The organism is Acinetobacter sp. GSS19 (genome assembly GCF_028621895.1).
Taxonomy (GTDB): Bacteria; Pseudomonadota; Gammaproteobacteria; order Pseudomonadales; family Moraxellaceae; genus Acinetobacter.
On the sequence record NZ_CP117520.1, the window covers coordinates 2,302,120 to 2,325,016 of the forward strand.

Sequence of the window (22,897 nt, forward strand, 5' to 3'; positions counted from 1 at the left end):
ATTCCCGTCTGGCTGTCCATTTACCCGCAGCCAGACGCCATACGACCGAATCAGTCTTTATGACGGCAGTGAATTTCTGGCACATCCACTCTTACTTTTCTCTTTGCCCCAGGAGTTTTTTATATGCATCGACGTTATTTAAGTTTAGGTCTGCTCATATGCCTTGGCCTTGCAGGCTGTGCCAGCACGCCGAAAAAACCGCTCAGTCTGGATCAGCTCGGCAACTTCGCCAGTTATCCCCTGAATGATCATAGTTACCGCATCAGCTATCGGGCCGATCAACGCATCAGTTTTGGTACGGCAGAGGAAATTACCCTGCTAAAAGCCGCACAGACCACCGTACAACAGGGTTTTCGCTATTTCAAAGTGTTGGAAGACCCGAGCAACCGCACGCAAAAACCACCGCGTCAGGCCGTGATTTACTCCAGCCCGAATTATTATCCGTATTATTACCGCCGTCATCCGCTTTTCTGGCCAGACCCATTTTATGATGTTCCGCAAGTGGTTAACATCGATCCAGTAGAAGTGTCTTATACTATTGAATGCTATAAAGATACGAAAAAAGCCCCGCAGGATGCCTTTGATGCTTTCTTGATTTTGCAGTCGCTGGGACAAAAATATGGTGTCAATAGTAGCGGTCAGGCGGCTGCACCTGTAGCAGCCCAACCCTGAACGAAAAGGACCAGATGAAATAGGATGTGTGCATGCCCGATGCCGAATTAAACTCAGCCAGCTTAAAGCGTAGCAAGCGCCTGGCCAGTATGGCCCTGATCAGTGTGGTACTGCTCTGGTTGCTGCTGATGGTTAGTGCCAAACTATGGCCGGATCACGCCTGGTGGATCCAGATTCTGATGCTCTCTGCTGAAGCCGGCGTGGTCGGTGGGCTGGCTGACTGGTATGCAATTACCGTACTGTTCCGCAATCCGTTCGGTCATTTGCCGATTCCAGCTTTTTTACGTGACCACACCGAAATTATTCCGCGCAACAAGGCGCGCATTGCCGAATCCATGGGACGTTTTGTGCAGGAAAATTTCCTGTCACCGCAAGTTGTAGAAAAAAGTCTGGCCAAAACTGACCTGAGTCTGGCCGTGGGGCAATGGCTGGCCCATCCACAGAATAATGCGCAAGTGGTGCTGATCATTCAGCAGACTGCACCGAAAGTCTTCGACTTTGTCGGGCAGGAACAGATCGCACATTTTATTCAGAACAACAGTGTGCAATGGCTACGCAATACCCAGATGAACCACATGGCCAGCGAACTGTTACGTGCAGTGATCGACAATGATTTCCATCAGGATGTGCTGCAGCGTGGACTGGATCTGGTACATGAATGGATGGTACAACACCCGCATGAAACACGTGAACTGACACGTAAACTGCTGAAGGAACTGGGGGTCTGGAAGCTGGTCAAGGGTGCCAGCTGGATTGGGATTGATCTGCAACAGCGTAGTATCGACTCCTTGATTGCCAAAATAGAAACCATGCTGGCCGATCCGGAACATCCGTGGCGACAGCAGATCGAGGATCAGGCCCATGCCTGGATGCTGCAACTGGCCGATCCAGACAGCGACGTCAGCATGCGTTTAAATGCAGGTAAAAATGCCCTGCTCGACAGCCCACAAATGCTGAATTTCATCAGTGGTGCAGTGGTGATCTTGTGTGATGCGATCAAGCAGGATTTGCTGCAGCAGAATTCCGGCATTGCAGCCAATTTACAGGCAGCCATCCAGCAACTGGGGGAAAACCTGATTCACAATCGGGACGTGCGTGAACTGCTGAACCAACGTTTTTCTGGCCTGGCCATTACATTTAGTGGCCAATACAGTGACAAGATCATCCGTTATATTAGTGAACGCATCCATGAATGGGATTCACGTGAAATGATCGCCAAGATTGAAAATGAAGTGGGGGGTGATTTGCACATGATCCGGGTCAATGGGGTGGTCGTCGGTGCCATGATTGGTCTGCTTCTTGGTGTGATCCGTGCGGCACTTGACGCTCTGTTATAGTTTTCGCTTTTATTTTTATTGTTTGCTTTAGGTTCTGGCCATGCTGCAGTTTAGTTCCAAATTACCCGCTCAGGGCGTCACCATTTTCAGTATCATGACAGAGCTGGCGCAACGCCTAAATGCCCTGAATCTGTCACAAGGTTTTCCAGATTTTCCGGCACCCGCACCACTGCTAGATGCCCTGTGTCAGGCCACCTTAAGCGGTCATAACCAGTATCCGGCCGGAGATGGCCTGCTCGCGCTGCGTGAACAGGTTGCACTACAGTTCCATCGACGTGACCAGATTCACCTGGACCCTGTCACTGAAATCACGATTACACCGGGTGCAACCATCGGGATTTATTGCCTGATTCAAGCCCTGATCCGAGCAGAGGATGAGGTGATTATTTTCGACCCGAGCTATGACAGCTATGCACCGAGTGTGCAAATGGTCGGTGCTAAAGCTGTGCATCTCAATCTGCTGGCACCTGACTTTCAGGTGGACTGGTCGCAGGTCAAGGATGCCATCAATGACAACACCCGCATGATCATTGTCAACACGCCGCATAATCCGAGTGGGGCCATTTGGTCCCGTCAGGACTGGCTGAACCTGATTGAACTGATCCGGGATCGAAACATTGTGGTGCTATCCGACGAAGTATATGAGCACCTAGTGTTTGATGGCCAACAGCATTATTCCGCCCTGTCCTTCCCGGAATTACGTGAACGCAGTTTTGTGGTGGGCTCATTTGGAAAGACTTTTCATGTGACCGGCTGGAAAACCGGTTATTGTGCTGCTGCGCCGCAATTGATGCAGCTGTTCCGTCAGGTCTATCAGTTTGCCAATTTCTGCGGCACCACTCCATGCCAGGTGGCGCTGGCGCAGTACATGCAGCAGTATCCGCAGCATATTGCCGAACTCGCAGACTTTTATCAGGCCAAACGTGATCAGTTTATTGCTGGAATTGCACAGTCGCGTTTCCACTGGCTACCCTCAGCGGGCACCTATTTTCAAAATCTGGATTACAGTGCCATCCGCCCGGATTTAAATGATCTCGAGATGTGTCAGGTGCTGGCCGAGCAACATGGGATTGTTGCGATTCCCTTCTCCGCTTTTTACAAAAATGCACCCACCGATTTACGCCTAATCCGTTTCTGTTTTGCCAAACAAGATCAGACCTTGCAACGTGCAGGAGAAATCCTGTCTCGCTGCTAGCGGAACTTGCGACAGAGGAAGATCAGCTGCAGGATTCCCCCTGTTTTTTCTGAAATGGCATGTTATGTTGAACAACAGACCGATCAGGGAAAGGAGTCCGAGCTGCCATGTCGCAACATCAGCTGATCCACCAGAAACCGCTATGGAAAAGCTTTTTGCTATTTCTGCTGCCATTGATCGCCACCAATATTTTACAGAACCTCTCAGGTACGATTAACACCATCTTTGTCGGGCAAATGCTCGGGGTAGATGCGATTGCAGCGGTGGCAGTATTTTTCCCTATTCTATTCTTTTTACTGGCCTTTGTGATCGGGCTGTCTGCCGGTACAACCGTACTGATCGGACAGGCCTGGGGTGCACAGAACCTGGAAAAAGTCCGGATGGTGGTCGGCTCCACCCTGTTTATGACCCTGATTGGTGGCTGTCTGATCGCACTGTTTGGTGTGCTGTTTGCCGAGCATCTGCTCCGACTGCTCGGGACCAATGACAACGTCATGCACCTGTCATTGCCCTATGTCCGATGGATGCTGGCGGGTAGCCCTCTACTGTTTATTTATATTATTTACACCTCAATCTTACGGGGTGTGGGGGACAGCCTGACCCCACTCATCGCACTGGGCATGAGCAGCCTGATCGGTCTGGCAATTACACCCGTCCTTATCGACGGACATTTCGGTTTACCGGTGCTGGGCATCCTTGCACCTGCGATCGCCACGATTGTAGGCTATCTGTCGGTGCTGACCTTCCTGGCGATTTATCTGAACCGGAAACAGCATCCTCTTGCACCGAATCGGGCACTGCTAGCGCAGGTTCGCTACCATGCCCAAATGACTAAAGCTATTTTAAAGCTCGGTCTTCCCACCAGTCTTCAAATGGTTACCACCTCAGTGGCCGGATTGGTCATTGTCGGGCTAGTCAACCGTTTTGGTTCTGATGCAACCGCTGCCTATGGCGCCGTCAATCAAGTGTTGAACTATATCCAGTTTCCCGCTATCTCGATTTCGATTGCGGCCTCAATTTTTGCCGCACAGGCGATTGGCGCCAATCGTATTGATCTGCTGGGTCAGGTCACGCGTACGGCAATCCAAATGAACCTGCTGATTACTGGTAGCCTGATCACACTGGCCTACCTGTTTTCACGTTATCTGATGGCACTGTTTATTACCGATCCCGCGGTGGTCAAATTGGGTCAGCAGCTGTTGTTTATTGTGCTATGGAGTATCTTGTTTTTTGGTGCCAGTGCCATTTTTGCGTCCATCATGCGTGCGAGCGGGAGTGTTCTGATCCCGATGCTGCTCAATATCAGCGCAATTGTGCTGATTGAGATTCCCTGTGCCTACGTGTTTAGCCATTACTGGGGACTGCCCGGAATCTGGATTGGCTATGCCTGCGGTTTTGTTAGCCTGTGCCTGCTACAGTGGAGCTATTATCAGTGGGTCTGGAAGAAAAAAGTGATTCAGCATCTGGTTTAAGGCTATGTCACGTCATACTGCTGGATGGGTTTAGCGCTTCGAACGCTCACGCCAGCGAATGGCCCAGACCATCAGCTGCTGATAACCTGCAGGAAACAGACGCTGGATCAGATCCAGCAGTTTGGCATCGCGGCCAATCAGCACGCGGCGTTTGTTTTTCAGCACCGCCTGTAAAATTTCATCGGCTGCCTGTTGCGCAGGCATCCGTAAAAATTCGTTAAAATCACCCGTTGCATCTTCAGGATTTTGCACGGCCAGACTGGCATTAACCCGGGCGGCATTGGCAATGTTAGTTCGAATCCCGCCAGGATGCACACATAAGGCGCTCACACCACAGTTTTCCAGTTGCAGTTCCTGAGCCAGGGATTCGGTAAAGCCTCGCACCGCAAATTTAGTCGCATTATAAGCAGACTGGGTCGGCTGGGCGGTCAGGCCAAACAGGCTGGACAGGTTAATAATATGTCCATCTCCACTCTGTTTTAGATACGGTAAAAAGGCCTTACTGCCATACACCACACCCCAGAAATTAATCCCGACGATCCATTCCAGCTCTTCATAACTGGCCCCTTCTACTGTAGAAGCCAAAGCAACGCCTGCATTATTGAAAATCATATGCACCTGACCATGCTGCTGTACCACCTGTTCAGCCCAGGCATACATCGCTGTACGATCTGCCACATCAAAAATCTGGGTGGTAACGCGCACGTTGAGGTCTTTGATCAAATCCAGGGTGGCTGTCAGCCCCTGCTGATTAATATCACTCAATGCCAAATGGCAACCCTGCTCAGCCAGCCGTAGTGCCAATTGCTGACCAATGCCCGAACCGGCACCGGTAATCGCAGCGACTTTATTCTGAAATGTATTCACTAGACATCCTTGGATCTGACCCTGACAGCAGCCGCGCCACTATAATTTTGCCTGCAACGACTGTCAATCAAGCCCATCCACCTCACTTCCAGCAGGATTCAAGAATAGCTGACTGAAGCAACTCTACTACATCCACCCTCCTGATCTGATCGAATCCACGGTTTATGCAGGAATAAGCTCTTGTTTAATTTTAGTTAAATTTAAGCTAATGAATTTATAATATTTATTTACATATTCAGTTTTCTTTTAGGATCAAGCAACACGACATTGTTTTGTCACAAAAACTAAGGAAAATTTCTGTATGATCACCATCTGCAATGATATTGTCATAATTAATCTTTGTAATAAGCCTGTCATAAATAAAAAACGGTCCACCGTTATCATCTATAGGATATTGCGCTGTGAAAGATGACTATATTTTAATCGTCGATGATGAGCTTCCCATCCGCGAAATGATCCATACCTCTCTGGATATGGCAGGCTTTCAATGCTTGCAGGCTGAAGATGCGAAACAAGCCCATCAAATGATTGTCGATCAACGTCCGGCGCTCATCCTGCTTGACTGGATGCTGCCGGGTGGTGTCAGCGGTGTCGACTTATGCCGCCGTCTCAAACGTGATGAGAATCTGGCTGAAATTCCAGTCATCATGCTGACTGCACGTGGTGAAGAAGACCACAAAGTTCAAGGACTCGATGCGGGTGCCGATGACTACATGACCAAACCGTTCTCGACCCGTGAACTGGTTTCCCGTATTAAAGCGGTATTACGTCGTGCCAATGCCCTAAGTGGCGAAAAAACCATTGATGCCAATGGTCTGATCCTTGATCCGGTTAGCCAGCGTGTCAGCTTCGGCAACCATATTCTGGATATGGGCCCAACAGAATATCGCTTACTGGCGTTCTTTATGACGCATCCGGAACGTGCTTACACCCGTGCCCAATTACTTGACCAGGTCTGGGGTGGCAACGTATATATTGAAGACCGTACCATCGATGTGCATATCCGTCGCTTACGCAAAGTGCTGGAGCCTTATGGTGTGGACCGTTTTGTGCAAACCGTACGCGGCACCGGCTATCGTTTCTCGACCCGTGCAGATTTAGCAGCAGGTTAAAATCGCTTTATGTATGAACCTTATCCTGTCCCCGAACTGGCGCGTGATCATCAAAACTCACGCTATAGCAGTTTGTGGACCTTTGCCAAACAAGACTTACGTTTACTGGCCTTTTTCCTGGTGATTGCAAGCTTGATTGGCTTCGGGATTGGTTATCTCTGGATCTGCATTCTGCTCAGTTTTGGTCTGTTTTTTGTCCTGCAAATGCGGTCTCTTTATCTGGTCAATGACTGGATTTCACATCACCCTTATGATGCACCGCCCAACCTGAGCGGCATCTGGGGAGCCTTACTGTTTAATGTCTACCGTGCACAACGCCAGGAACGTATTGTCCAGGCCGAAATGGTCGGCTTAATTGACCGTGCCCAGTCTTCACTGGTCGCACTGGCCGAAGCAGTGGCGCTGATTGATGACCAGCATCAGCTGGAATGGTGGAACCCGGCTGCGGAAAAACTCCTGGGTATTCAGCCGCTGGATCGTGGCCGTAATATCCTGACCATTTTGCGTCAGCCTAACTTTATCGAATATTTTAACAATATCGACCAGTCACCTGATGGCCTGAAAATGCAGTCTTCCATGCTTGAAGACCGCTATGTACAGATCAAACTGACACGTTTTGGTGGCGAAAGCCGGCTATTGGTCGCTTATGATGTCACCCGGATGCATAATCTGGAGCAAATGCGTAAAGACTTCGTCGACAATATCTCGCATGAACTGCGCACCCCATTGACCGTACTCAGCGGTTATATCGAAACCTTTACCGATCAGGAAGATATCAGTCCGCGCTGGAAACGTGCCTTCGACCAAATGCAGGCTCAAACCAAACGGATGAATGCACTGGTTAATGACCTGTTGTTGCTATCACGCCTAGAAAATAACAAAAGCCAGACCAATCGCAACCAGATTATTGATATGCGCGAGCTGATGAATCAGGTATTTGATGATGCACAAGCCTACAATGTCGATTTTGGTCATACCCTGAACCTGGATATTGACAGCCATTGTGACTTGATTGGCTCTGATATTGAACTGGCCAGTGCCTTTAGCAACCTGATTACCAATGCCATCAAATACACGCCGAAAGGGGGCACGATCACCATCAGCTGGCGCGATGAAAATGATCAGGGCTGCTTTAGCGTACAGGATAACGGCATCGGGATTGACCCCAAACACATTCCACGTTTGACTGAACGTTTCTACCGTGTGGATAGTGGGCGCAGCCGTGAAACAGGCGGTACCGGTTTGGGCCTGGCGATTGTCAAGCACGTGCTCATGCAACACGGTGCTCATCTAGAAATTGAGTCAAAAGAAAATCAGGGCTCAATTTTTAAAGCCATCTTCCCGAAAAAGTGCCTGTACTGTTCAGCGGATTGATGATAGTTATAAAAAATGCGCCTAAGGGCGCATTTTTTATGGATAATTCTCGTTATAGAGTATGCCCCAAAGCCTCACCCATATTCACCACCGAATTGGCACGGAATTTTTCATCCCAACGCATTTTATCTTTTTCAAACAAAACGATCGCGGTTGATCCCAGATAGAAACGACCGAGTTCCGCGCCTTTTTCCAGTAGAACCTGATGATGGTTCAACTCTAAACGCCCCGTCGGTTTAACTTTGCCGGTCACTACGGTTTCAATGCCCGCCACAATCATGGCACCTACCAGCACCACCGCCATACGGCCCAACTCTGTATCGAACAGACACACCATCCGCTCATTGCGGGCAAACAGGCCTGGAATGGTTTCTGCTGTGGTCTGGTTCACCGAAAATAATTCACCTGGAATATATAAAGTTTCGGTTAAGGTTCCAGTCAATGGCATATGCACACGGTGATAATCGCGAGGTGAAAGATACACGGTTGCGAACTGGCCATTCTTGAAAGGTTGCGCCAATTGCGGATCACCAATCAGTTTTTCAACTGAAAAACTTTGTCCTTTGGCCTGAAAAATATCACCCTCATCAATACTGCCAATTTGCGAAATCGCACCATCGGCCGGAGAAACGATACTGCTCGGATCCGTATCAACCACACGGATGCCATCTTTCAAGGCACGAGTAAAGAATTCATTGAACGATTTATATTTCAGGCTATTGGTCTGTTCTGCAACCGACAAATCGATGCCGTATTTGGCCTTAAATGCCTGAATCACAGCAGTTTTTACCACCGGGTGTTCACTCTCGGCCAGTTTACCCACCACACGGCTAAGCTGATGTTGCGGTACGATACGCTGCGCCTGGATAAACAGGTGCTTTTTCAGTGAGTTAAAGCTCAAAATGGTGATTCTCCGGTAATAATAGGACTATCGAGGCGATTGCCCCATTCACTCCACGCACCATCATAAGCTCGAATCTGCCAACCGAGTAAACGGCCCAAGATGTAGGCCAAACCCGAGCGATGATGCGACTGACAGTACACCACGACCGGCTGATCCAGTTGAAACCCCAAGTCTTCCAAGCGTTGTTGTGTGCGTTCCAAAGCGTGTAATTTTAGATGATTTTGCCGGTTAAGGGCAGTACTCCATTCAAAATGTCGTGCTCCCGGAATATGTCCGCCACGTCGTGCAGCCAAACGAATACCGGTGTATTCATCCTCGGTACGACAATCCCACAACTGCACGTTACCCTGCTGAACCTGTTGCAATAATTCCGGATAACCAATCCGGTACTGCTCCTGCTGCGCCAGATTCACTGCCACCAGGTGCCCAACAGGCAGCGATTGTTCTTCATCAGCCGTGGTCGGCAAACCTGCTGCTAGCCAGGCATGAATCCCACCGTTCAATAAACTGGTTTGATAAAAACCCAGACAATGCAGATTCCAGATCAGACGGCCTGCCCACGCGCCACCTTCATCGTCATACACCACCACATGATGCTGAGGAGAAATATTCAGATGTGTAATCAAGGCTTCTAGCCCAGCCTGGTCTGGTAGCAGACCTGTTGCATTTTCCTCCTGCCGCAACAATTGTGCCGGTTTCAGATGGACCGCGTGAGGAATATGCAGCTGTTCATACACCGACTGCCGGCTTAAATCAACAATACGCAGCAGAGGATGATCGAGATGCGGCAACAGGTCTTCGGCTTCAATCAGCAGTGGAAAATCAGGGAGAGTTACAGATGTGGTCATGACGGTTTATTCGAGTTGTTTCATCCGGTTCAGGCATTGATCTTAGCATAGCCCTTGCCACTGCAATGCTGATTTTTGCACGCGCTTTGCAAAAAATCAGCATAGTCTTTCAATGATTAATCCGCTTCCTGAATCTGGAAAACCTGACGCAAGTAAGCCAGGAAGGTATTGTTATCACTCATGGTTTTCCCTGGGCTATCGGAAATTTTAGCCACCGACTGACCGTTACATTCCACCAGCTTCAGGACAATATTTAACGGGATTTGCCCCATATCATTCGTAAGGTTGGTACCGATGCCGAAACTGACTTGAAAACGCTCCTTAAAGTATTGATATAACTCCCAGGCACGGGGCAGATCCAATCCATCACTGAAAGTCAGCATTTTGGTTTTACTGTCAATTTTCAGTTGATGGTAATGAGCATAGGCCTTATCTCCCCAGACATACGGATCGCCACTGTCATGGCGCAGGCCATCAAACAGTTTGGCAAAGTACAGGTCAAAATCACGCAGGAATGCATCCATCCCGACTACATCGGTTAAGGCAATGCCCAAATCCCCCCGGTATTCTTGTACCCAGGTCTCCAGTGCGGCTTTCTGGAAATTGCGCAAACGGACATCCAGCGCCTGAAATGCCTGTAAAAATTCATGGGCCATGGTACCGATCGGCGTAATACCCAATTCTTTGGCCAATAAGACATTGCTGGTTCCGCGAAACACATTTGGACTGGCAGCGTGCATGGCTTGCACCACATGTTTTTGCCATTCAAAACTATAACGGCGACGTGTGCCAAAATCCGATACCAAAAACGGGGGATCTTCCGCGCGTTGCTGCTGTTCATAACCTTGCATCAGTTTGAGTTTATGCTGTAAACGGCGCTCCCCCTCTTCAAGCACCTCAGAGCTACGGATCCGACGGAAATACAGTTCATTGACGATCGCCAGCACATAAATCTCAAACATCATCGCTTGCAGCATCGGTCCCTCGACACGGATGTCCAGACGCCCCTGCTCATCGATACTCGCCTGAATAAAGCGACGTTTGAGCTGAAACAGCTCCAGGTAATCGACAAAATCACTCTTGATAAAGCGCAACTGACGCAGATATTCCAGTTCATCCGGCTTAAATGTGATCTGGCAAAGCAGATCCAACTGCTCATTTAGCTCATCCAGAATATCCGCCAGCGGATAAACTGTATCCTGCAAATTACGACAACGAAAATGATAAACACTGTGGGTTTGTGGAAATTTATGTAACACCACCTGTAACATCGTGAATTTATACAGGTCAGTATCGAGTAATGATCGAATAATGGCAGCCATATGCAGCACCGGATTTGCTCAACTTTCTGCATTAAAGCACATTTTTTCAGCTGTCATTGGCCACTTGAGCGGATTCATGCTGTTTTGACGAGCATCTCCATGAGATTCTGATACTCGCTACAGTGGCCATAAAACTCAGCCATACTCAATTCCGCCGCTGGAATCTGCTAGACTCAGCCCAGTTTGATAGCATGAATAAAGTGATATGCGAGCCTTATTACAACGCGTCCTCGAAGCCAAAGTGGTAGTGGACGATGAAATCACTGGAGAAATCGGCCCGGGTCTGCTGGTCTTTTTAGGTTTGGGGAAAGAGGATACCCTCGAGAAGGGCCAAAAACTGCTGGATAAAATCCTGAAGTACCGCTGCTTTGACGATGAACAGGGCAAAATGGGCTGGAATGTGGCTCAGGCGGGGGGTGGTCTGCTGCTGGTTTCCCAGTTCACCTTGATGGCACAAACGCAAAAAGGCTTGCGTCCAGATTTTGGCCCAGCTATGGCACCGGTACAGGCTCAAGCCCTCTATGATGCGCTCGTGGCCTATGCGCAATCACAGTTTTCCAATGTACAGACCGGCATTTTTGCAGCGGACATGAAAGTACATTTGATCAATGATGGACCGGTCACGTTTAATCTGGAAGTGGAATAATCCGTACTAATCACGACCAGCTTATCGCCATAAAAAAACCTCCAACGCTGGAGGCTTTTTTATTGTGTCATTTAATGTCCAGTTTTGGCCTTAATCAGACGGCGGACTTTGGTTACTTTTTCTTTTACTGGCGCAGGTAATTTCGGTGGAATCAGTTTAGCGACCTTGTTAAACCAAACCAGCAAACTGAAGTCACCTTCCATTTTAATACTGCCGTTCTGCATACCGGTCATGAAGGCACTTGGATCACCTTTTAACAACGTTTTCACACCCTGCTCACTGTCAGCAAACTGCAGCGTAAAATCAGCAGGCTCAGCGGCACCTGCGACTGTTTCAATATGTCCATGGTTGACCAGAATTTGACGTGCCATACCCTGTTCAGTCCCGATTTGGATACGGAACTGGCGGTCGTGGGTCAATTCCATAAATTTGGCACTGGTGCGTGACAGCTGTTTCATGCGCAATACCAAGCCCATCAAGACTAAATCAAGCGGATCAGTACTGACATCAACCAGTGGCAATTTCACGACAGGAATCGAAGAAAGTTTCATGACATTCAAGCCTATTGTAATTCTAAAAACATGGACGTCATCATCCTAACATAAGTTGTTATTTGTAAAGTATGGCTTTGTAAGGATATTCAACTATTGTAAAAAAAGCGCTCTGTACAGAACGCTTTTTATCAAAACTGTTGATCGCGATTAACGACTAGAGCATTGAGGCTGATCATCCTCATAAACCGGCGTATGTTCAATATACTGCCGATTGGCCTGCGCCTGACGTGCACGGCGGTCTTCACGTAACAGAACCAGAGTGACCGCAACCATCGCCAACATGAATGCGCTTAAATAACTGTAAGTCAACGGTAAATCGAACACGTTCTGCACCCCGAACCGTACCATTTCCAGACTTCCCCAAAACAGCATACCTGCCAGCATAAAGCCTAACCAGTGACGATACGGCGAAAAGAAAACAGCCGTGAATGCTGTCAGGATGAAAACCAGCCCGATCATGGTCGCAAAATTCGCTGTTACCATAAAAAACCTCCGTCTCGGATGAATGCTGGGTGTGTCACCGCACTTTCATCGTCGCTCAAATTTCAGTTTAAATCCGTCTATTTGCATCTATTCAACTACTTCTGCAGTGCATTATGGAGTGTTTTTTTGAGAAAAAAAGTCCTGTTTTTTTGTTAAGCGACATCTCTTGTCGCCACATTCTTTTGTCATTACATTTCTAGCGTTAACTCTTTTCCCTACAACTTAGGCAGCATCAAATGTGCCGCGTCATTACAAAAAAATCAGCATTTTTTTGTGCCTAGCCCATATTTTTTTCGTTGAATTTAATTGCTGATTTTATGCGCACTTCATTCCATAGAGGGATCACAATGAATTGAAATAGAAATAAAAACGCGGCCGATCCGACCGCGTAAATTTAATAAATTAACAAGGCTTAGGCACGATTCAGATCTTTATCATGCATGCCTAGCAAGTATAGGATCCCATCCAGACCTACGCTAGAGATGGCCTGGTTCGCATTCTGACGAACCAAAGGTTTGGCACGGTAAGCAACGCCCAAACCGGCAATAGAGAGCATCGGCAAATCATTGGCGCCGTCCCCCACAGCCATCGCCTGTTCCAGTGAAATCCCCATTTTATCGGCCAGTTCACGCAGCAACAGCGCCTTGCGTGCGCCATCCACAATGGCGCCTTTGACTTCACCAGTCACACGACCATCCTGTACATCCAGAATATTCGCGTGTACTTCATCAATACCCAGTTTCTCTTGCAAATATTCTGCAAAATACTGGAATCCTCCGGAAAGAATTGCCGTTTTATAGCCCAAAGCCTTCAGGGTCGAAATCAGGCGCTCAGCTCCTTCAGTCACGGTCAAACGCTCGGCAATTTTTGGCAAAACCGAAGCATCCAATCCTTTCAACAAGGCAACACGGGCACGGAAACTTTGCTGGAAGTCCAGCTCACCCTGCATGGCACGTTCAGTAATTTCGGCCACCTGTGCACCGACACCGGCTTCAAGTGCCAACTCATCAATCACTTCCTGTTCGATCAGGGTCGAGTCCATATCAAAGCAGACTAAACGGCGATTACGGCGATAAGCGTTATCTTCCTGAACCGCAACATCTATATTCAGTTCATTGGTAAGACTCAGGCAGGCTTCACGCATCGCTTGGGCATCAAACATCTGACCACTCAGGCCAAACTGCACACAGGCACGACGCGGTGCCGTCGAATCCTGATCACGTGCCAAACGGCCGGATAATCGGGTTACGGTTTCAATATTGAAGCCCTGGTTAGACACGATTTTGGTTACGGCTTGTAAATGTTCGGCAGTCAGTTCTGGCGCAAGTGCTGTCACGATATAGCGCGTACGTCCGCCTTCACTGACCCATTGATCGTATTCTGTGCTTGAGATCGGTTTAAAGCGCACTGTTAAGCCAATATCATGTGCTAAAATCAAAATTTCTTTCATTGCTAGCGCTGTAGCGGTCTGATCGTCCGAAGCCACCACGATGCCCAAGGTGAGCTGGTTATGGATCACCGCTTGGCCAACGTCTAGAATTTGTAAGGAATGGGCGGACAACACCTGCATTAATCGAGTAAACTGATTAGGTTGGTCGGGTCCTAAAAAAGATATAAGAATGATTTCTCGCATGAATTGACTCGGGTCTGAGCTACAACTATTGTAAGAATCATAATCCAAATTGAATATAATTGCCTTGGAAGTTTACGTTGAATGCGCCTAGACAAGGGCTATTTGCTAGCCTACTGATTGTAAGTTTTGCATTGCATACCTTTTTATTGGTGATTGCTAACACGCATCAGTCCAATGAAAACCGTGCGAGTCAGGGTCAGCTCATGACCACACAACTGGTTACGGACAGTCTGTCAGAACTCGAACCTGCCAATACGGTTTCACTGGCGCTGTTGGCCAATCGTTATGCGACCAACCCTTCAGTCGCTTCGATTCGCATTTTAAATGCACAAGGTCAGGTCTTGGCGACTTCGGGTATGGCTAAAACCCGTAATGGCGAAACTTTTGTACGTGAAGCCCTGCAAAATGAAAAGAAAGTAGGCCGTATTGAAATCACACTCATCCAGCCAAGTATTGGAGAAATCCTGCGTACTCAATGGATTGCGATTCTCGTTTCTTTCCTGATTCACGGTCTGTTATGGCTGGCCTATCGTCTGATTGCCCGCCCAAGCCGTAGCGAATATCTAGCACGCATCAACAATGAAGCCCGCCTTAAGCATGAAATCCAGCAACTGACCCAAGCCCTGGAACAAGAAAAATACCACGCCACTGTGCAAATCAGCCAAGTACAGGCTGTCTCCAAGAAACCGCTAGAATCTCAGCCTTCGGCCAAACCCGCAGCAGAACTGAGCAACGAGCATTTGGCACTGAATATCCAGTTCTATGATCCTAAGCAGTTACTCGAATCGGTGAGTCAATCAATTTCTGAACCGTATTTTAATCTGTGCCAGATTTTCCTAAACAAAAGTATTGAACTTTCGGCACAACATTATCATCTGAATTCTCAGGATTTTCAGATCGTCAACGCCTTTAGTTCAAACGGTGCGAATGTCACTGTAAATGCAACACAGCCACAGGCAACTGAATGTCTGGTCATGATCGGGGCCTTGTTCCAGCTTCTGGCTGAGGTACTGTATAAACGCTACCGTGAAGAAAAACGTTTTGTGTTACAAACCCGCTGTGCGATCGCAACCGCTGTAGAGTCCATGCAACTGGATGCAGTACAAGCGGCAGAGCGTTTAACGGGACATTTGGTTGCTAAAGAAAGTGCACTCTACCTGACTAATGCACAATTAAAAGAAATCAGTGAATGTTACCAGCTGGTGGCAATGCCAAATCCAACCAATGTACTCACACGTCATGCCTTCATGATCAATGGGATGAATAACGAGTGTGCCGAGCATGTACAGCACTTACGTACCGAAATTTTAAAAGGTAAGAAACAGGCACTGGAACAAAACAGTTTACTTTCAGCCAGCTAATCCCCTGTTTTTTTTTAAAAAATTACCCGTACATGCAATGACTGATCACGGGTAATTTTTTAGCTCTCCGCTACTCAAGGGATACCTTTCAGGCATAAATTTCGCAGAAATTCTGCTAAACAGTTGCGCAATTCCTCAACAAAAACAGTTCATTTCTAACGCCCTCCCCCTTTGCAAAGCACCGCACAGCTAGGTATAACATGCATAGGCTAAGGATGTGATAAGCATAGGCAAATATCGTGAAAACGCGGTAGACTATGCCACAGTAAATGCAATAGAGATTGCTTAGACAGCAAAGAAGGTGAAGCTTGATGTCGCTCAATACAGTTGAAGAGCTGGTCGCAGATATCCGCGCAGGCAAAATGGTCATCCTGATGGATGATGAAGACCGCGAAAATGAAGGGGATCTGGTCATCGCCGCAACCCACGTGCGCCCGGAAGACATCAATTTCATGATCACGCATGCCCGTGGTCTGGTCTGCCTAACCTTAAGCAAAGAGCGTTGCCAGCAACTTAACCTGCCACTGATGGTTGACCAGAATGGCGCGCAGCATGGCACCAACTTTACCCTGTCCATTGAAGCTGCCGATGGCATTACTACTGGTATTTCAGCTGCTGAACGTGCGCATACCATCCGCACTGCAGTGGCTGCACATGCCAAACCGGCCGATATTGTGCAGCCGGGACATATTTTCCCATTGATGGCGCAACCGGGTGGTGTATTACACCGTGCCGGTCATACCGAAGCCGGCTGTGATTTATCGCGTTTGGCGGGTCTGGAACCTGCATCCGTGATCTGTGAAATCATCAAGGAAGACGGCAGCATGGCGCGCCGTCCGGATCTGGAAATTTTTGCAGAAAAACATGGGCTGAAAATCGGGACAATTGCTGATCTCATCCATTACCGCATGACCAATGAACAAACGGTCGAACATCTAGACAGCCAAAGCATCGACACTGAGTACGGTACGTTCCAGTTACACCGTTACCGTGAACTGGGCAATCCGGATATTCATATCGCTCTGGTTAAAGGTGACCCAAGCCAAGGCACCACCACTGTACGCGTACATGGTTTTAACCCGACACGCGACTTGCTGAAACTGAACAAAGCAGATGGCCAACCGGCGTGGAATCTAGATCGTGCCTTGAGCACCATCGCGCAAAGTGAACGTGGTGTTCTGGTCTGGATTGGCCAAAACCAGTTACCAGATCTGGGGCCGGCACTAGAAGCCTTAACCAAACCAAAACATGTCAAATCCAATGCAGCCTTGTCCCAGCAATACCAGACCATTGGTGTCGGGGCACAAATCCTGCGTGATCTGGGCGTAGAAAAAATGCGTCTGCTCAGTTCACCACTGCGCTTTAATGCACTGTCTGGTTTTAATCTGGAAGTGGTGGAATATGTCACTCCAGAGCAAACTATCTAACTCACATTGAATCAATAGAGGTTACTTATGGCAATTCGCCGTATTGAAGGTTTATTACATCTCGCGAGCGAAGGCCGTTACGCGATCTTGGTGGGCCGTTTTAACAGTTTCGTGGTGGAACACCTGCTTGACGGTGCAATTGATACGTTAAAACGTCATGGTGTGGCTGAAGAAAACATTACCGTGATCCATGCACCGGGTGCATGGGAACTACCGGTTGTGGCGAAGAAACTTGCTGCATCAAATGGTTTTGATGCAATTATTGCCCTTGGTGCCGTGATTCGTGGCAGCACACCGCACTTTGACTTTGTAGCAGGTGAATGTGCCAAAGGCCTAGGTGTCGTAGGCTTAGACACTGGTCTGCCAGTGATCAATGGCGTATTGACCACTGATAGCATTGAACAGGCGATTGAACGTTCAGGCACAAAAGCGGGCAACAAAGGCAGTGAAGCTGCATTGACTGCAATCGAAATGGTTAACTTGTTAAAGGCGATTTAAAGCATGTCGCAAACACTCCAAGCAACTTATGCAGCGAAACGCAAAGCACGCCGTTTTGCTGTACAAGGGATTTACGAATGGCAAATGAGCCACAACCCGGTGCATGAAATTGAAGCACGTACCCGTGTCGAAAATGCCATGCATAAAGTGGACCTCGGCTATTACCATGAATTGCTGACTCAGGTCGTGGCTGATCATGCAGCATTAGATGCCCTGCTGATTCCGGTCCTGGATCGTGAACTTAGTGCACTTGATGGTGTCGAACTCGCGACCCTGCGTTTAGGTGCTTACGAATTACGTAATCACCTGGAAATTCCTTACCGCGTAGTACTCGATGAAGCCATTGAGCTGGCAAAACACTTCGGTGGCGCAGACAGCCATAAATACATCAATGGTGTATTAGACCGTTTAGCCAACAGCTTGCGTGCTGCTGAAAAACAGCAAACTGCTAAATAATGAGCAGCCATGGCTGAGTTTTCCGTTATTGATCAATACTTTCATCGGCCGGCGTCTACGTCGGTCGATTTAGGTGTGGGTGATGATTCAGCCGTACTAACCCCACCTGTGGGCCAGCAGCTGGTCATCTGTACTGATACGCTGGTGGCGGGACGCCATTTTCCGCTCGACACCGCAGCCCATGCCATTGGCTGGAAAAGTGTGGCGGTCAATCTCTCTGATCTTGCTGCGATGGGTGCAACTCCACATAGTATTCTGCTGGCTTTGAGCCTCCCGACTGTGAACCATGACTGGTTAGCTGGATTTAGTCAGGGACTATTTGATTGCTGCAATCAATTTGGCGTGAGTTTAATTGGTGGTGATACCACACAAAGCCCGCAGCTCACGATCAGTGTCACGGCACTGGGTTGGGTAGAACACGGTAAAGCAGTGACTCGCAGCGGTGCACAGGTGGGTGATTATGTCGTGGTGAGTGGTCAAATCGGTGATGCCGCTTTTGGCTTGCAGCATTTAGCGCATCCGTTACGTAACCGTCTGGATTATCCAACGCCACGTTGCCAGCTCGGGCAGCAACTGAAAGGTTTGGCTTCCAGTATGATTGATATCTCGGACGGCTTGGCCCAAGATTTGGGACATATTTTAACAGCGTCCGGTGTCGGGGCTCGGCTGGAACTCAGCCAACTGCCGAGAAATCCCGCATTCAGTGAGTTAGCACTCGAACAACAATATCAATACATATTGGCGGGTGGTGATGACTATGAGTTATGTTTTACAATCAGCGCGCAAAATTATCAAAAACTTGTGCAACAAGAACTCAATGTCATGACAACAATTATCGGCACCATTACACAAGAGTCCGGCCTTACATTTACGCAAGATGGCAAAGATCATCAGTTGCATTATCAAGGGTATCAACACTTTGCCTAAGTCCCCCATCGCCTTTCAACATATGTCTTGGCTCAACCGCTGTATCGTCTTTTGTGGCGTGGGTTTCGGTTCGGGACTGGTACCGAAAGCACCCGGCACCTTCGGTTCTGCCTTTGCGCTGCTGTTTATTCCGGGTTGGCTGGCAGTCGGCTTTATCCCAAGCTTGATCATCATGCTTCTGATGTCCGTAATTGGCATTTATATTTGTGGTCAAACCGCCAAAGTCATGGGTGTTCATGATGATGGTCGTATTGTCTGGGATGAGTTTGCCGGGCAATCTATCAGCTTTCTCCCGCTAATTTATCTGGGACAAATCAACTTTTGGTGGCTAATTGCAGGTTTCGCCTTGTTCCGCCTGTTTGACATCTGGAAACCTTGGCCAATCTGGATGATTGACCGCCAGGTTGCCGGTGGTTTGGGCATTATGCTGGATGATATTATTGCCGGCATTTGGGCAGCGCTGTGTATTGGCGTTTTATTGTATCTATATTTCTCGATGGCTTAGCCAGTTTCATTAGGGTCACACATGTCTACTACCGTCATTATTCTTGCTGCAGGTAAAGGAACACGGATGCGTTCCCATTTACCGAAAGTCTTACAGCCTTTGGCAGGACGTCCTTTACTCGGTCATGTCATTGCTACGGCAAAACAATTGCAAGCTGACAACATTATTACCATTTATGGTCATGGTGGTGAGCAGGTACAACAGGCCTTTGCTGGCGAACAGATCCTTTGGGTAGAACAGGCTGAACAGCTGGGTACCGGGCACGCGGTACAAATGACGCTCCCGGTCCTACCGCAAGACGGCATTTCTCTAATTTTGTACGGTGACGTGCCATTGGTACGTGAGCAAACCCTGCAACAGTTGATTGAAGCCTCACAGCAAACTGGCATTGGCATGATCACCCTCGATGTCGCCAACCCAACCGGTTATGGTCGCATTGTGCGCAAGCATGGCAAAATCCAGGCGATCGTTGAGCATAAAGATGCAACAACAGAACAGCGCCAGATTAAAGAAATCAATACCGGGATTTATTGTGTGAGCAATGCCCATTTACATCAATGGTTGCCGCAACTCTCCAACAACAATGCACAAGGTGAATACTATCTGACCGATATCGTGGCCATGGCCGTTGCTGATGGGCTCGAAATTGCATCGATTCAACCGGAACTCGCCTTTGAGGTGGAAGGGGTCAATGACCGAGTACAACTCGCAGCGCTTGAACGTGAATTCCAGCAGCAGCAAGCGCTTGATTTGATGCGTCAGGGTGTTCATCTCATGGATCCGGCACGTTTTGACTTACGTGGCACACTCCGTGTGGGTAAAGATGTGCGGATTGATATCAATGTCATCATCGAAGGCGACTGCGAACTCGGTGATTTTGTTGAGATTGGCCCGGGGTGCATCCTGAAAAATACTAAAATTGCGGCGCATAGCAAAGTTCAGGCCTATAGTGTCTTTGAAAATGCGGTTGTGGGCAGCGAAGCACAGATCGGGCCGTTTGCACGTCTGCGTCCAGGTGCACAACTGGCCGATGAAGTACATATTGGCAACTTTGTTGAAGTGAAAAATACCAAGATCGGTCACGGCTCCAAAGCCAATCACTTTACCTATCTCGGTGATGCCGAAGTCGGCTCAGGTTCCAATATCGGTGCCGGTACCATTACCTGTAATTATGATGGTGCCAACAAACACAAAACTATTATTGGCGATGCTGCGTTTATTGGCTCTAACAGCTCACTCGTAGCCCCGGTCAAAATTGGTCATGGTGCTACCGTCGGTGCCGGTTCAGTCATTACCCGAGATGTTGAAGATCATAGTCTGGCCTTTGAACGTTCAGCGCAACAAAGCAAAGCAAACTATCAACGTCCGCAAAAAACCAAAAAATAAGAGGATCTCTGTATGTGTGGTATTGTCGGTGGCATCGCTGAACGTAATATTAGCAATATCTTGATTGAAGGCCTAAAACGTCTGGAATACCGTGGTTACGATTCTGCCGGTATGGCCGTGATCAATCAGGGTCAGGTGTTGCGTGAACGCCGCGTTGGTAAAGTCGCCAATCTGGAACAGGCGGTTCAGCAGGCACAACTTACAGGCTCCTTGGGGATTGCCCATACTCGCTGGGCCACTCATGGTAAGCCAACAGAAAATAATGCCCATCCGCACATCTCAGGCCATGTGGCGGTGGTGCATAATGGGATTATTGAAAACTACCAGGAACTCAAAGACGATCTTGAGGCTCTCGGCTATGTGTTTAGCTCACAAACCGATACCGAAGTCGTTGCACATCTGGTCAATGATGCCTTAAAAAACAGTGCAAACCTGCTAGAAGCGGTACAGCGTGTTGTGCCTCAGCTTAAAGGGGCTTATGCACTCGGCATTATCCATACCGATTACCCAAATGAACTGATTACGGTTCGTGAAGGCTCTCCTCTGGTGATTGGTGTCGGCATTGGCGAGAACTTTATCAGTTCGGATCAGTTGGCCTTGTTGCCAATTACCAACCGTTTTGTCTACCTCGAAGAAGGTGATATTGCCCGTTTAACCCGTGACAGCATTGAAGTGTTCGTCAATGGTGAGCCTATCGAGCGCCCAGTAAAAGAACTTGATGCGACCGTCAGCAATGCTTCCAAGGGTGAATACAAGCACTATATGCTCAAAGAAATCTATGAGCAGCCAGAAGCCATCCAGCAAACCATTTCACAAGCCTTGAATGACAATGCATTGCGCACAGATTTCTTGCAGGATGCTGAAGCGGATTTCGCAAAAATCCAGCAGGTACAGATCATTGCCTGTGGTACCAGTTACCACGCCGGCATGATTGCAAAATACTGGTTTGAACAACTGATTAACTTACCTTGTCAGGTCGAGATTGCCAGCGAATTCCGTTACCGCTCGCCAGTGATTAGCAACCATACGCTGTATGTTTGTATCTCACAATCTGGGGAAACAGCGGATACCTTGGCCGCTTTGCGTGATACGCAAAAACGTGCTGCAGCCAAAGGCTTTGACATCAGCACCTTAACCATCTGTAACGTCGCGACGTCATCCATGGTTCGTGAAACAGACCACCATTTGCTGACTTTGGCTGGACCAGAAATTGGCGTCGCGTCAACCAAAGCCTTTACGACTCAATTAGCTGCGTTAATGCTGTTGATCCTGAAGGTCGGTCAAGTTAAACAAAGTATTGATGCCCAGCAACTGAACGAAATTACAGCTGCACTCTGGCATACACCAAAGGTGATTCTGGAAACACTACAGAATAACCCGGCGATCCTGCGTCTTTCCGAACTGTTTGTCGAAAAGCAGCACTGCTTGTTCCTCGGCCGCGGTACACACTTCCCGATTGCACTTGAAGGTGCCTTGAAGCTAAAAGAAATTTCTTATATTCACGCGGAAGGTTACGCTGCCGGTGAACTGAAACACGGCCCATTGGCGCTGGTTGATAATGACATGCCGGTCGTGATCCTGGCCCCTCAAGATGACATGCTGGACAAGCTAAAATCTAACATGGAAGAAGTACAGGCACGTGGCGGTGAACTATTCGTTTTCGCGGATGAACACAGCGGCATCAACAGTAAAGATCGACAGCATGTGGTTGCAATTCCAAGTATCAATGCCTGGTTAGCACCAATCGTTTACAGTATCCCAGTACAACTACTCTCTTATCACGTTGCCGTTTTACGTGGTACGGATGTGGATCAGCCGCGTAACCTGGCCAAATCGGTTACGGTGGAATAACAAAATACTGCCGAAAGCTAGCTCCGGCTAGCTTTTTTATTCTCATCATTGTCCAATAATTAGATCA

22 protein-coding genes are annotated in these 22,897 nt (G+C 48.3%); 15 read left to right on the plus strand and 7 right to left on the minus strand.

Going from position 1 to position 22,897, the window contains the following annotated elements; translation table 11 throughout:
- The first annotated feature begins 123 nt into the window (after positions 1 to 123).
- The 4 genes from PGW99_RS11005 to PGW99_RS11020 all read left to right on the plus strand — a co-directional run bounded on the left by PGW99_RS11005 (position 124) and on the right by PGW99_RS11020 (position 4,676).
- On the plus strand, positions 124 to 672 hold the full coding sequence (locus tag PGW99_RS11005; protein WP_273777729.1) for a CC0125/CC1285 family lipoprotein: 549 nt from the start codon (positions 124 to 126) through the stop codon (positions 670 to 672).
- Between the two features lie 32 nt (positions 673 to 704).
- Positions 705 to 2,009 carry a DUF445 domain-containing protein gene (locus PGW99_RS11010; RefSeq protein ID WP_273777730.1) on the plus strand — a complete coding sequence of 435 codons (1,305 nt, stop codon included), beginning with the start codon at positions 705 to 707 and terminating at the stop codon, positions 2,007 to 2,009.
- Between the two features lie 40 nt (positions 2,010 to 2,049).
- A complete protein-coding gene (locus tag PGW99_RS11015) occupies positions 2,050 to 3,204 on the plus strand; it encodes a methionine aminotransferase (RefSeq protein WP_273777731.1) in 1,155 nt (384 codons plus the stop codon).
- Between the two features lie 107 nt (positions 3,205 to 3,311).
- Positions 3,312 to 4,676, plus strand: coding sequence for an MATE family efflux transporter (locus PGW99_RS11020; protein WP_273777732.1), 1,365 nt, complete (start codon positions 3,312 to 3,314; stop codon positions 4,674 to 4,676).
- A 30-nt stretch (positions 4,677 to 4,706) separates the two neighbouring features.
- Here the strand turns inward: PGW99_RS11020 and PGW99_RS11025 are convergent, their stop codons facing one another.
- Positions 4,707 to 5,543, minus strand: a complete 837-nt coding sequence (locus PGW99_RS11025; RefSeq protein ID WP_273777733.1) for an SDR family NAD(P)-dependent oxidoreductase — start codon at positions 5,541 to 5,543, stop codon at positions 4,707 to 4,709.
- 401 nt (positions 5,544 to 5,944) lie between these two features.
- Here PGW99_RS11025 and phoB point away from each other — a divergent pair, with 401 nt between their 5' ends.
- On the plus strand, positions 5,945 to 6,655 hold the full coding sequence (gene phoB, locus PGW99_RS11030) for a phosphate regulon transcriptional regulator PhoB (RefSeq protein ID WP_273777734.1): 711 nt from the start codon (positions 5,945 to 5,947) through the stop codon (positions 6,653 to 6,655).
- A gap of 9 nt (positions 6,656 to 6,664) precedes the next feature.
- Positions 6,665 to 8,029, plus strand: coding sequence for a phosphate regulon sensor histidine kinase PhoR (gene phoR, locus PGW99_RS11035; protein ID WP_273777736.1), 1,365 nt, complete (start codon positions 6,665 to 6,667; stop codon positions 8,027 to 8,029).
- Between the two features lie 52 nt (positions 8,030 to 8,081).
- On the opposite strand, the gene asd is transcribed toward phoR, so the two are convergent.
- The 3 genes from asd to pncB form a co-directional block, all read right to left on the minus strand.
- Positions 8,082 to 8,930: an archaetidylserine decarboxylase gene (gene asd, locus PGW99_RS11040; RefSeq protein WP_273777738.1), complete on the minus strand. Its 849-nt coding sequence runs from the start codon at positions 8,928 to 8,930 to the stop codon at positions 8,082 to 8,084.
- A complete protein-coding gene (locus PGW99_RS11045; RefSeq protein WP_273777740.1) occupies positions 8,927 to 9,781 on the minus strand; it encodes a sulfurtransferase in 855 nt (284 codons plus the stop codon). The genes asd and PGW99_RS11045 overlap by 4 nt, the downstream gene beginning before the upstream one ends.
- 116 nt (positions 9,782 to 9,897) lie before the next feature.
- On the minus strand, positions 9,898 to 11,103 hold the full coding sequence (pncB, locus tag PGW99_RS11050) for a nicotinate phosphoribosyltransferase (RefSeq protein WP_273777742.1): 1,206 nt from the start codon (positions 11,101 to 11,103) through the stop codon (positions 9,898 to 9,900).
- Positions 11,104 to 11,308: 205 nt separating this feature from the next.
- On the opposite strand from pncB, the gene dtd reads away from it, so the two are divergent.
- A complete protein-coding gene (gene dtd / locus PGW99_RS11055) occupies positions 11,309 to 11,749 on the plus strand; it encodes a D-aminoacyl-tRNA deacylase (protein WP_273777744.1) in 441 nt (146 codons plus the stop codon).
- 71 nt (positions 11,750 to 11,820) lie between these two features.
- On the opposite strand, the gene PGW99_RS11060 is transcribed toward dtd, so the two are convergent.
- From PGW99_RS11060 to serB, 3 genes are all read right to left on the minus strand, one after another.
- Positions 11,821 to 12,300 carry an SCP-2 sterol transfer family protein gene (locus PGW99_RS11060; RefSeq protein ID WP_273777746.1) on the minus strand — a complete coding sequence of 160 codons (480 nt, stop codon included), beginning with the start codon at positions 12,298 to 12,300 and terminating at the stop codon, positions 11,821 to 11,823.
- 150 nt (positions 12,301 to 12,450) lie between these two features.
- The gene (aciT, locus tag PGW99_RS11065) at positions 12,451 to 12,786 is read right to left on the minus strand and encodes an AciT family ciprofloxacin tolerance protein (protein WP_273777748.1); all 336 of its coding nucleotides are present in this window, start codon (positions 12,784 to 12,786) and stop codon (positions 12,451 to 12,453) included.
- 412 nt (positions 12,787 to 13,198) lie between these two features.
- Positions 13,199 to 14,419, minus strand: a complete 1,221-nt coding sequence (gene serB / locus PGW99_RS11070; protein WP_273777750.1) for a phosphoserine phosphatase SerB — start codon at positions 14,417 to 14,419, stop codon at positions 13,199 to 13,201.
- A 77-nt stretch (positions 14,420 to 14,496) separates the two neighbouring features.
- On the opposite strand from serB, the gene PGW99_RS11075 reads away from it, so the two are divergent.
- From PGW99_RS11075 to glmS, 8 genes are all read left to right on the plus strand, one after another.
- Positions 14,497 to 15,780 (plus strand): hypothetical protein, encoded by a 1,284-nt coding sequence (locus PGW99_RS11075; RefSeq protein WP_273777751.1) that lies wholly within the window; start codon positions 14,497 to 14,499, stop codon positions 15,778 to 15,780.
- A gap of 311 nt (positions 15,781 to 16,091) precedes the next feature.
- Positions 16,092 to 17,207: a bifunctional 3,4-dihydroxy-2-butanone-4-phosphate synthase/GTP cyclohydrolase II gene (gene ribBA / locus PGW99_RS11080; RefSeq protein ID WP_273777752.1), complete on the plus strand. Its 1,116-nt coding sequence runs from the start codon at positions 16,092 to 16,094 to the stop codon at positions 17,205 to 17,207.
- A 27-nt stretch (positions 17,208 to 17,234) separates the two neighbouring features.
- Positions 17,235 to 17,705, plus strand: coding sequence for a 6,7-dimethyl-8-ribityllumazine synthase (gene ribH / locus PGW99_RS11085; protein WP_273777753.1), 471 nt, complete (start codon positions 17,235 to 17,237; stop codon positions 17,703 to 17,705).
- A 3-nt stretch (positions 17,706 to 17,708) separates the two neighbouring features.
- Positions 17,709 to 18,161: a transcription antitermination factor NusB gene (gene nusB / locus PGW99_RS11090; protein ID WP_273777754.1), complete on the plus strand. Its 453-nt coding sequence runs from the start codon at positions 17,709 to 17,711 to the stop codon at positions 18,159 to 18,161.
- 9 nt (positions 18,162 to 18,170) lie between these two features.
- Positions 18,171 to 19,088 carry a thiamine-phosphate kinase gene (gene thiL / locus PGW99_RS11095; protein ID WP_273777755.1) on the plus strand — a complete coding sequence of 306 codons (918 nt, stop codon included), beginning with the start codon at positions 18,171 to 18,173 and terminating at the stop codon, positions 19,086 to 19,088.
- The gene (locus PGW99_RS11100; RefSeq protein ID WP_273777756.1) at positions 19,039 to 19,593 is read left to right on the plus strand and encodes a phosphatidylglycerophosphatase A family protein; all 555 of its coding nucleotides are present in this window, start codon (positions 19,039 to 19,041) and stop codon (positions 19,591 to 19,593) included. The genes thiL and PGW99_RS11100 overlap by 50 nt, the downstream gene beginning before the upstream one ends.
- A gap of 21 nt (positions 19,594 to 19,614) precedes the next feature.
- Positions 19,615 to 20,979 carry a bifunctional UDP-N-acetylglucosamine diphosphorylase/glucosamine-1-phosphate N-acetyltransferase GlmU gene (gene glmU / locus PGW99_RS11105; protein WP_273777758.1) on the plus strand — a complete coding sequence of 455 codons (1,365 nt, stop codon included), beginning with the start codon at positions 19,615 to 19,617 and terminating at the stop codon, positions 20,977 to 20,979.
- Between the two features lie 12 nt (positions 20,980 to 20,991).
- Positions 20,992 to 22,830 (plus strand): glutamine--fructose-6-phosphate transaminase (isomerizing), encoded by a 1,839-nt coding sequence (gene glmS / locus PGW99_RS11110; RefSeq protein WP_273777759.1) that lies wholly within the window; start codon positions 20,992 to 20,994, stop codon positions 22,828 to 22,830.
- The last annotated feature ends 67 nt before the right edge of the window (positions 22,831 to 22,897 follow it).